This window comes from Bacillus fungorum, assembly GCF_002746455.1.
GTDB lineage: Bacteria > Bacillota > Bacilli > Bacillales > Bacillaceae_G > Bacillus_A > Bacillus_A fungorum.
In genome coordinates, this window is sequence record NZ_NWUW01000076.1 from 1 (window position 1) to 4,263 (window position 4,263).

Annotated in this window: 3 protein-coding genes and 1 pseudogene; all 4 read left to right on the top strand. The window is 33.4% G+C overall.

Features of this window, described 5'->3' with window-relative positions:
- Window positions 1–585 (top strand): annotated as a pseudogene (locus CO726_RS30355) (DNA translocase FtsK); the annotation flags it as partial.
- A gap of 527 nt (window positions 586–1,112) precedes the next feature.
- Entirely contained in the window at window positions 1,113–1,946 is an 834-nt protein-coding gene (locus tag CO726_RS30360) for an alpha-helical endospore appendage domain-containing protein (protein WP_099686767.1), read from the top strand.
- A 202-nt stretch (window positions 1,947–2,148) separates the two neighbouring features.
- Window positions 2,149–2,463: an alpha-helical endospore appendage domain-containing protein gene (locus CO726_RS30365; RefSeq protein ID WP_099686769.1), complete on the top strand. Its 315-nt coding sequence runs from the start codon at window positions 2,149–2,151 to the stop codon at window positions 2,461–2,463.
- A gap of 692 nt (window positions 2,464–3,155) precedes the next feature.
- The gene (locus CO726_RS30370) at window positions 3,156–3,968 is read left to right on the top strand and encodes an alpha-helical endospore appendage domain-containing protein (RefSeq protein WP_099686768.1); all 813 of its coding nucleotides are present in this window, start codon (window positions 3,156–3,158) and stop codon (window positions 3,966–3,968) included.
- Window positions 3,969–4,263: the final 295 nt, after the last annotated feature.

Below are 4,263 nucleotides of genomic sequence, written 5' to 3' on the forward strand. Positions count from 1 at the left end.
ATAGATATAGAATTACCTCCTATGGAAGAATGCTATGAAATTAACATGGAGGTAGCAGAACTAAACAAAGAATTATCTATTACTATGTTAGAGCAAGATTGGAATAAAGATTCCATTATTCATTCCGGGATTCCTGACGAAACTGAACCACCGCTAGATGAATTCCCATCTGATGGACTTCCCGTTCCAATAATAGAGACTGCAGAAACAAATATAGAATCTGCTTCAATTCCAGTTCCATTAACAGAGGCAGACGAGACACATGTAGAAATCAACACGATCCCAATTGAAGAAACGCTTACACATACCGAAGAAAATAAGCTAGATGAAGATGTAGCGAAAGTTTATGAATCTATTAGTATTACGGTTCAAGAAAACTTAGAAAGAAATAGAGAAGATCATTTGAAAAATGAAGAGAAGCAACCAGAATATAAACCTATGAGTTATAAAGAACGCCAAGAGCACTTAAAATCTCAGCAAAAAAATAAGAATAATACTACGCAGTCGCTGGTTAATAAAAATGAGAAACCAAAGCACAAAACATCAAACGTAATGAGTAAGGAATTGAACAATTTCTTTGATTAATAGTTTGTAAACCTTAAATTAAATCTAGTATTGGTATAGCCAGCATTTCGAAAAATAACCAGACTAAGCCAAAAATAAAATAAGCTGCCTAATGAAATAACCGTGTCTAACTTTTAGGGGGCACTTCACATATAGGCAGCTTATTTACATAATTATCGTTATTGGTAGCAAAGTTTCTAAGAGCCTTCACTTATTTTAATTTGCATAAAATCTTGCATCAGGAGATTTAAGAAGAAATAAACGAAATAGAATGTATAGATATTGGTATACATAAATATTTGAAAAACCCCCTAGCATAATCTAGTAAGAAAATTATGCTAGAGGGATAAAAGAAGGATAAATCTGTCTCAAGCATATTTATATTTATGCTTGTCCAATGAAAAAGGTGTATGAATCTATTTATTATTTGTAAGTTTATAATTGTAATAGATTATTGATATAAATGCCGTGCCGGCTTGTCCATATTTGTCATATTTTATAGCGAGACTTATTCTTTATAAAATTTGATAGATAGGGAGGAAATAAATATGTCTCAAGCAAATTTACCTAATATCACGCCGGATATTACACTTTCTAGAACAGAATCACTAGATTTAATTATTGCATCTATTGCACTAGAAGAATTGGCACTTGCTCATATTCTGAATGCAGAAGCAGAAAAAATTCAATATGTGTTGGGAACATTACCCGGTTTGTCACCAGCGGCAACAATTAGTAATGTACTAGCAGTGAATGAAAGTGTAAATTGTGTGTTGCAAAGTGCAACACAGAAACAAATGTATTTACAAAATAAATTAAAGAGTGTACTACAAGCTCCCTCTTTAACGGGTCCACCTGGACCTACTGGACCGACAGGACCTGCGGGAGGTCCAACAGGGCCTACTGGAGCAACTGGGCCTACTGGTATTTGTCCAACGTGTCCGACAGGACCGACAGGACCAACAGGGCCGCTTATAACAGCTAACAATGGTAGTTTTGTTACTAATGCTACGATCACTGTTCCGGCAGGAGCGTTAGTACCACTTGCTACAAATGAAACTCTTAATGGAACAGCAATTACACACGTACCTGGTTCAACTGATATTATATTGGCTCCTAATCAAACTTATCATGCTGATTATCAATCTTCATCAGGAAGTAGCACTGGTCAAATAGGTTTAGTTTTTGATTTAAATGGAACTTTTATAAATGGTACTAGTACAAATTCAAATGCTGGAGTTACTCTTCCTCAAACTGGATCAATAAGTGCAGGAGCGGTATTTAATACAGGACCAGGAGTTAATGTATTAACGTTACGCAATAGCGTAGCAGTTGATCAAACGATGAATGGAGTTATTGTTAATGTAATAAAACTTGCTTAAGTAATCATAGTAGTCAACGTTAAGCGGAACGAAGTGAGCATTAAAGAGTTAACTTATTTCAAAACACCCTTCACCCCCTCAAAAAATGAGGGGGTGAAGGGTGTTTTTTGATTCTAAAAAAATACAGGCTCTCCGGACATGCTCAAAGTTCTTTACAAGCTCGTATGATGTATGGATTTTGAAAAAAGAAAGGAAGATGAGTATGTCTCAAGCGAATATCCCTAATATTACTCCAACTATTTCAATTACCCCAGGTCAATCTATTTCTTTGATTGTAGCTTCTATTGCGATGGAAGAATTAGCATTAGCGCATATTATTAATAGTGAAGCAGAAAAAACTCAATTTATATTAGGAACACTAGATACGGGTGTTACTCCTCCACCAGTGACATTGTCAGATTTGTTAACAGTAAATAATAGTGTAAAACAAACATTACAAACAGCTGTTAAGCAAGAAATGCTTTTACAATTTAAATTAGAAAATGTATTAGATTTGGTTAGTATTACACCTCTATAAATTTTAAATATACAATTACAAAATACAACAAAAAAGCCACTTGTACTATAAGTAAAGTGTTTAATCTACAATTATAGTTGAATGGCTTTTTTGTTGTTATATAGTTAATCTTTGAGATGAGGATTTACTATTTCGTGACATAATATATATATGTTTTTTTTAACAAATGTGTTCCACTTAAAAACTTGTTACGAAGTAAATAGAGTCTTTAAACTAAACAAGGAATTTTTAAAGAAGAGTAGAGAAGAACTTATTGTATGTTGTATACATATTTTGTTAACATAACGTCTCATTATAGGTAGCGAATAGTTTGATAGAATCCTTGTATTGACAGGGATTCTTGTTTCTATGTCTATTTATTTCTTATACAGAATTTTATACATCGTTGATATATCGGGGATTCTAGGGATCCCCGATATTCTTTTTTTTGCATAAAATCTTGTATAAATAAAAAAGATTTTGATGTTGATATGAAATAAAACCCTGGTATATTTTGTCTAAATATACCAGGGGAGAAAAGGAAGATATACTATGTCACATGATATATATATGCTTGTACAACGTATGATGTGTAAGTATTTAGCAACTTTATAGTTTGATAGATGATATATTGTAACAACTTGTCCATAGTTGTCATATTTTATAGTGAGACTTATTCTTTATAAAATTTGATAGCTAAGGAGGATGTAAATATGTCTCAAGCAAATGTACCGAATATAACTCCAAATATAAGTTTAACAAGAGAAGAATCAGTTAATTTAATTTTATCTTCAATTGCTCTACAAGAATTAGGATTAGCTCATATTATTAATGCAGAAGGTGAAAAAATTCAATATGCATTAGGGTTATTAACACAAAGTCTTTCACCTCCTCCAACATTTGATCAATTAATTCAATTAAATAAAAGTGTACAATCTACTTTGCAAGGAGCAGTAGAAACAGAAATATTTTTAAAAGCAAAATTAGAAGCTGTATTACAAGAACCAACATTAACAGGACCAACTGGACCTCAAGGCCCCACAGGTTCTGCTGGGCCTCAAGGTGTTACAGGTCCTACAGGAGTTTGCACATGCCCATGTCCTGTTATTGGAGCATTCAGATATACTGTACCAGGTATTACTGGTCCAGTTATAGCTCCAAATGAAATATTGCCGTATGCACCGTTAGGTAGTAGTAATACACCTGGTGCATTTACTATAACTACTAATGGATGTGTAATGGTAAATGAGTGCGGGGTATATAAAATAGATGTTAGGGTTCAAAGTACTGAAAATAGTACATTTTGTTTAAGTTTAAATGGAGGGTCTCCAGGTTCACTTCAAGGAGGAGCAGTTTGTAATTGTGGCACAATATATATTTCTGCATTTTATAATCTTAATGCAGGTGATGTTGTTTGTGTATACAATTGTGGAGTCACGAGTACAACCTTATTAGGTGCAGCCAATCAGGGTGATCCTATTTCAGCACAATCAGTAATTAATTTTACTCAAATTTGTCCATGTTAAAGTTAAAATTTGTAATGGGGGTAGCATCAGGATTTTGCGGATTTACAACGTTAAGGTAGAAATCTTTGTATCAATAGGGTTTACTCTATTGGGACTTAATTGCTTTTACGTCAAATAGGGGTAGCACCCCATCGCTATCAAGCTAAGCTCATACAACGTCAATTAAAATAGAGGTTGTTTCTTTTTTATAAAATTTATGTGTAGGGAACCTAAAGATTTGCACACGAAATAAACCCTAACGGGTTTCATTTTTTTTGAATTAAGCCGCTTGATTATCAGACATGGTACAATTGTA